The organism is Leptolyngbya sp. FACHB-711, assembly GCF_014695615.1.
Taxonomy (GTDB): domain Bacteria; phylum Cyanobacteriota; class Cyanobacteriia; order Elainellales; family Elainellaceae; genus Leptolyngbya_A.
Window position 1 is genome coordinate 1 of the sequence record NZ_JACJOR010000206.1, and the last position, 6722, is coordinate 6722.

General features: G+C 48.8%; 4 protein-coding genes and 1 pseudogene. 1 reads left to right on the forward strand and 4 read right to left on the reverse strand.

The features are described 5' to 3' along the window. Positions 1 to 675 precede the first annotated feature (675 nt). Positions 676 to 1704: a dihydroorotase gene (gene pyrC, locus H6F80_RS07755; RefSeq protein ID WP_190791008.1), complete on the reverse strand. Its 1029-nt coding sequence runs from the start codon at positions 1702 to 1704 to the stop codon at positions 676 to 678. A gap of 94 nt (positions 1705 to 1798) precedes the next feature. Between pyrC and H6F80_RS31200 the strand changes: the two are divergent. Beyond that, positions 1799 to 2546: pseudogene (locus tag H6F80_RS31200) on the forward strand (IS1 family transposase). Between the two features lie 140 nt (positions 2547 to 2686). Here H6F80_RS31200 and ribBA read toward each other — a convergent pair. The 3 genes from ribBA to H6F80_RS07775 all read right to left on the reverse strand — a co-directional run bounded on the left by ribBA (position 2687) and on the right by H6F80_RS07775 (position 6103). Continuing rightward, on the reverse strand, positions 2687 to 3973 hold the full coding sequence (ribBA, locus tag H6F80_RS07765) for a bifunctional 3,4-dihydroxy-2-butanone-4-phosphate synthase/GTP cyclohydrolase II (RefSeq protein WP_190791009.1): 1287 nt from the start codon (positions 3971 to 3973) through the stop codon (positions 2687 to 2689). A 106-nt stretch (positions 3974 to 4079) separates the two neighbouring features. Continuing rightward, the gene (gene ssuE, locus H6F80_RS07770) at positions 4080 to 4655 is read right to left on the reverse strand and encodes an NADPH-dependent FMN reductase (protein ID WP_190791010.1); all 576 of its coding nucleotides are present in this window, start codon (positions 4653 to 4655) and stop codon (positions 4080 to 4082) included. A gap of 506 nt (positions 4656 to 5161) precedes the next feature. Then, positions 5162 to 6103 (reverse strand): TauD/TfdA dioxygenase family protein, encoded by a 942-nt coding sequence (locus tag H6F80_RS07775; protein ID WP_190791011.1) that lies wholly within the window; start codon positions 6101 to 6103, stop codon positions 5162 to 5164. Positions 6104 to 6722 lie beyond the last annotated feature (619 nt).

The window sequence follows — 6722 nt, forward strand, 5'->3', positions numbered from 1 at the left end:
AATTTCAGGCAAGAAATGCCGCCACTTGAACAGAGCAGCAGTAGCCATCGGAGGGCGAGAAGGCATAACGGGGCTTGTCTACCTTACCAGCGGCTGTTTTTGCGACACAACCGGGATGCATACGGGTCGCAATTGTAAACGCCCGCCCCTATCCTTTGCCTTTTGGCTCCAGCCTATCAGCCTGATTTGGCTGGGTTGCACTCACGGCAGTTCAGACACACCTTTGCTTTCGCTATCCATAGATTCCTGCTCAACGGGATAACTGAATGAGGCTTTCAGCGACCGCTTTTTCATCTCGCTTTACGGCTTGATGACCAGTCGCTACCGTAGAGATGATGCTGTCACCCCTTGCATCTGGGGAGAGGGACTTGCACCCTCACAGTAATCAAGTTGTCAAGGTTCGGTATCCTCCGTTCCTTGCCATCCGTCCCTGAATATTGCTATCCATTTGGGATGAACGAATCGCACACAACCTCAGTGCAGCGGAGGGTTGAGAGTTGCTGGTGCTGAGTTCAAGTTTGTCTGCCGCCGCTGATTTGAGTCGTTAATCTTCTCTAAAATGGTTCCTTTTCGCGCAGTAAAGCGTCCTGGATAAGCCTTTTAACCTTCAATTATCAAGGCATAGCGTGTTGATAACACAATTATCTAAATCAATTCACTGCTCTCAGGCTGGGGTCAAGCCATTTGCCAAGTCATTTCTTGACCTGCTCGTAAGGGCACAAGTCCGGATTCCGTGAATGGAACTTCATCAGGAACACACCATGTCGTTTTGGTCAAAGTGATGTGTTCAGTATTACGTGGAAGTTGATAAAAATCTGGTCCATAGAAGCTGGCGAAAGCTTCAAGTTTATCAAGAGCATCGGCAATCTCAAACGCTTCTGTGTACAACTCCATGGCGTGCAGAGCCGAATAGCAACCCGCACAGCCACAGAAACTTTCTTTGCTATTCCGAGGATGGGGGGCGCTATCGGTGCCTAGAAAAAACTTAGGATTACCAGAGGTTGCTGCTTGCAAAAGCGCCGAGCGATGCTCCTCTCGTTTCAAAATTGGCAGGCAATAAAAATGGGGGCGAATGCCACCTTGAAATAGACTGTTGCGGTTAAATAACAAATGTTGTGGCGTGATTGTTGCAGCAATGTTGTGTGCAGATAGGACATACTGCACCGCATCTGAGGTGGTAATGTGTTCAAGCACTACGCGCAGGCTGGGAAATCGTTGCTTGAGCGGGAGCAAATGTCGCTCGATAAATACCTTCTCGCGATCGAACATATCAACATCGTGATCGGTCACTTCTCCGTGCAGGAGTAAAGGCAGGTCTACCTGCTGCATCGCTTCAAAAACGCGATCGCACTTGCGAATGTCCGTCACCCCCAAATCTGAATTGGTTGTTGCCCCAGCGGGGTAATACTTGACCGCTTTGACAAACTGAGCTGCTTTCGCTGCGATAATTTCTTCGGGACTTGTGTTGTCAGTAAGGTAGAGCGTCATCAGTGGCTCGAACTGTTGACCCGCTGGAACTGCTGCAAGGATGCGATCGCGATAGGCTGCGGCATCAGCTATCGAGCGTACTGGAGGTTTCAAATTTGGCATGATAATCGCGCGGGCAAACTGACGTACCGTGTGCGGCAGAACCGCTTTCAACGCCGCGCCGTCGCGTAGATGGAGATGCCAGTCGTCAGGCCGGGTGATGGTGAGCTTTTGCATTCTTCAATTATAGAATTGCTAGTGCTTCTGGGTAGTGTTCTAGACCTGTGGAAGTAAGGGAGAATAGTTCCTACGTCTATTCCCTCATGCTCCTATGGTTCTAGAGCCTGTTCTTTGTCCTGCTTGTAGTAGCTCTGATGGGGTCAAACGTGGCAAATCCTCCGAGGGCAAACAACGCTACAAGTGTCGCAATGCCGATTGTTCCCGCAGCACCTTTATTCGAGATTACTCTTACCGGGGCTACCTGCCAGAAGTGAAACAACAAATTGCCGATATGGCAGTCAACGGCAGTGGCATTCGGGACACGGCTCGGGTGCTAAGCATTAGCCCCACAACAGTCATTGAAGAGTTAAAAAAAGTCTCGCCACCTGAAGCAAGTGAACCAACCCCTACTGGAACAATTGCCTGAACCTGAGAAGGTCGAAGTCATTGTCCAGCAAGTGGATGAGGCAGAAATGGACGAGATGTGGAGCTTTGTGAGCAATAAAAAACAGCAATGCTGGTTATGGCACGCGATTGATCATGCGAGTGGTAAAGTACTGGCTTATGGGTTAGCTGACCATACTGACGCAGCGTTGAAATCATTGATGCAGTTGCTGATACCCTTTGAGATTCAACAGTTTTACACGGATGGTTGGGGTGGTTATGCTTGGTTGCTGGATGAAGACCAGCATGAAGTCGGCAAGCATTACACCCAGAAGATTGAACGGAAGCACTTAACGTTACGAACTCGGATCAAGTGATTGACACGCAAGACGATTTGTTTTTCGAAGTCGGAGTGGATGCATGACATTGTGATTGGGTTATTTATAAACCGCTATGAGTTCGGGCTTCCCGTCTAAGTCCTTCCACAGGTCCAGAACACTACCAACTCAGCCCTATCAAGCTTCCTGAGTTTAGCGTACACTTTTCTCTCCGCAGGTACAGCGATCCCAAGTTCACTGAATCTAGGATTAATGCGCCTGAAGTCCTATCGAGTTCATTAGAATGCAAGACTCAGAAGATGCCCCAGTTTTTGTGCCTTGGTGGTCAGGTAAGCTGCACTATAAGGGTTTGCTGAAATTTCGAGTGGAACACGTTCGACGATCGCCAGTCCCCAGCCATCCAGGCTCACTACCTTACGGGGATTATTTGTGAGCAGGCGGATATTCTGTAGCCCTAAATCTTTGAGAATTTGTGCGCCAACGCCATAGTTGCGAAGGTCTGCCTGAAATCCCAGCCGTTCATTAGCTGCAACGGTATCGAGTCCTTTATCCTGAAGCGAATAGGCTTTGAGTTTGTTCACTAAACCAATACCCCTGCCTTCCTGACGTAGATAGACCACCACGCCCTGTCTTGCCGCTTCAATCATTTGCAGGGCTGTAAGAAGCTGTTCGCGACAGTCGCACCGCAGCGAACCGAAGGCATCTCCAGTCAGACATTCTGAATGAACGCGAACCAGTGGAGCCTGATGCTCAAACTCCTCTGGATTCCCTTTGACGATCGCCGTAGCTTCCGAACCATTTAGGGCATTGCGGTAGCCATAAATTTGAAAGTGGCCAAACTGAGTGGGTAACTCCGCAACGGCTTCACGGGTTACAAAGCGATCGAACTGAAGACGATAGCGAATCAGATCCGCAATGCTGATGATTCCGAGATGATGAGTTTTCGCGTAAGCTTGCAGTTCCGGCAGTCGCGCCATTGAACCGTTTGGGTTTTGAATTTCGCAAATCACGCCAGCAGGATGGAGTCCTGCCAGTCGCGCTAGATCCACAGCTGCTTCCGTGTGCCCTGCCCGTTTAAGGACACCGCCTGCCTGTGCCCGCAGCGGAAAAATATGTCCGGGTCGTCTCAAATCCTGGGGACGAGTAGCAGGATCAAGGGCAACCTGAATCGTGCGCGATCGATCGCTGGCGGAAATTCCCGTTGAACCCCCCAGATGCGGTGCGGCATCAATACTAACGGTAAATGCTGTTTGGTGGGCATCTGTGTTGCTTTGCACCATCGGCGGCAAATCAAGCTGGTCGAGCCGATCGCCCGTCATTGCTAGACAGATTAAGCCCCGTGCCTGGGTTGCCATAAAGTTGATCATTGCAGGCGTGGCAAACTCAGCGGCGCAAATCAAATCGCCTTCGTTTTCGCGATCTTCATCATCCACAACGATGATGGCTTTACCTGCTTGAAGTGCCGCGATCGCGCTAGACACAGAATCAAATGAAAATGGACTGATATCGCTTGAGAGGCGATCGATTGAAGGAATCGAGGAATGATTGGGTGATGATTTAGACATAACAAACGTAGAGCTTGAATGATGAGAGGAATTATTTTGTGGGAGGTCAACTTGTGGAAGATCGATCACCTACCTCAGCATTATTTGTTTATACGCGCAGCAGAATTTAGTGGCTCACTTCTGCAAAGGCTTTGCCGTTGGATAGACCCTGACGCAGATTGATTGCTTCAACAAAATCATTTAGAGAATGCTTCAATCGCTGGTCGGTTTCCTCATCCACCTGAACCGTTTGATCCGCTTGAAGCTGAAGCTGCTTATCAACAGCGTAGACACCCCCCAAAATATGCCGCGCCTTCAGTTCAAACAGCACGGGTTTCAAGGCATAATCCACCGCTAACAAGTGGGCGATTGTTCCTCCCGTTGCGATCGGCAAAACCACTTTGCCTTCAAAAGCTCGCTGCGGCAGCAAATCGAAAAATGACTTGAGCAATCCCGTATAGGAGGCTTTGTAGATCGGTGTGGCAATAATAATCCCGTGAGCCTGGGACAGCAGCGCATTAACGGGTTCCAGTGCCGGACTATTGTACTGTCCGTAAACGAGTGCTTCCTGAGAAAAATCGCGAACTGAAATGGTATCGGTGTGAAAGCCCTGCTGCTGTAACAGGGAATTAGCATATTCCGCCAGCCCATAGGTGCGGGAAGGATGAGTTGGACTACCGGAAATCGTCAGAACGTTAGGCATTGTAAAAATCTCCTACAGGTTATGCAAAGCGACTGAAGCGAGACCGCTTTCTCAATGATTGAGAAAACTCGTAGATGAAACTGCTGTGAGCAGATCGGTTTTGGAATTGCGAAGATTGCTGCTGAAGATTTGCAATCTGATCGCTGCTAGGAAACTAATGCAGCCTGATCCCGCTCACTAAACTCTCTTCGGCTTATCCTGCCAGAGTCCAATTCCGTCATACAGACCTGGAGCCATTAAAAAGACTTGAACCCAGAGAATGTTGAACCACCAGTAAAGCCCTTGGACAATATTTTCTCGACCAAAGATTGCTTCTGTGATGGCATAGAGAAATATAGAAATGGCTAAGCTGGCGATCGACGTGACGATCCCTTTCGTCGGTTGACTCAGACCATTGAAGGGCCATAAATTGAACTGCCAGAGTAGTCCTAAACCTACTGTTGTCCAGATGGCAGCGAATGTTGGACCTGTTGTGGTGTTGAAAAGGCGATTATTGCTTCGGGAAACTACGAAATAATGCCCTGAAGATAAACGGCAGAATCTCCTTTGATCGCTTCACTGCGTCTGCCGTCGATACCAATGGGGAAATCACCGACCAAAGTGACTCGCTGAACGCGACGCAGTTGTTTGCCAAAATCATCAATGGCATAGTGTTGGGTTGCGCGGTTATCCCAGAACGCCACATCGCCTTCCTGCCACCGCCAGCGAACCGTATTTTCCAGCCGAGTGACATAGGCTTGCAGGAGTCGGAGCAAATCATCGGATTCCGTTTGAGAGAGTCCTTGAATTCGACGTACGAAGCCACCGATAAACAGGACTCGTTCACCGGATTCAGGATGAACTCTAACGACTGGATGCAGTGTTTCATAAACGGTAGATTCAAAGATGCGGCGATATGCCTTGAACTCCTCAGACAAATCGACCCTTCCTGTCGTGTAATCGTAGGCGTTGCTGTGAACTGCCCAGAGTTGATCTGCCACTGGGTGGAGAGGGTCAGGCAAATCTTGATAGGCAGCCGCCGTATTTGCCCAAACTGTATCCCCGCCGACAGGAGGGATTTCAACCGCCCGCAGAATTGAACCGAGGGGTGGGCGATCGACAAAGGTGACATCAGTATGCCAATGGTTTGCCCGATTCACATTACGTCCATAATCGAGGTCCAGAATTTCAGGATGATTGGGCAGGGAGGGCACTGTGGGATGGGCAATGGTAATCTCGCCAAATCGACGGGCAAAGGCAACTTGTCCTGATGCGTCTAGCGATTGTTGCCGAAAGAAAATAACTTTGTATTGAACGAGTGCTTTACGGATATCACTAATCACCTCATCGCCCAGCGGCAAGCTGAGATCCAGCCCTACAATTTCTGCACCAATTCGCCCTGCAACAGGTTGAACGTTGAAGTGCTTAGATATAAAGGATTTAGGTGCAACAAGAACACTTGAATTCATTACTTCTTCCTTATCAAACTGAGCTGCTAAACGAGTCTGAGTTATGCAAGTCTTTCTCAGCAATTCCTCATCATTGATGCTTGTTGTTAATGCTTACTGTTGACGCTTATGAATTGTGGGAAAGAGATTGTCCAGAACCTCCAATAAATAAGCCAGCACTTGACAGAGCGGATCAGTCATAATGCTTGCTTTGCCAATTCAATTATCTAAATGTCAATCGGCTTACTGTACATTTAGCGTAGTATGAAGTAAGAGTCCTAAAACGATCAAGCACTCAGGCTACATTTTTGGCATTTGTCGGAAATGACTTCGAGACAAAATATTAACGAGGGGCAACCCGCGTTGGATGAATCGTGCCCTGTAGCCACTTCCCTTTTTATTTGTTATCTTTTCTTTATCGCGACTTTAATTTCAGCAATCGTTCCTGAGCAGCTTGTCACGCTTCAACCGTTTTTCTGAAACAGAACCGAGTGAAGGATTGTCCTTGCTGCGGTTCCTAGCAGAAGCTGAGCCGGACGCCACGGCAACGTCAACATCTTGAATAAGATAGGGAGACTAGTAGTCTGCCAAGGGAACTTTGCCTGGTGGGGTTATTTCTGGTAAGGTGACTCAAATCCAG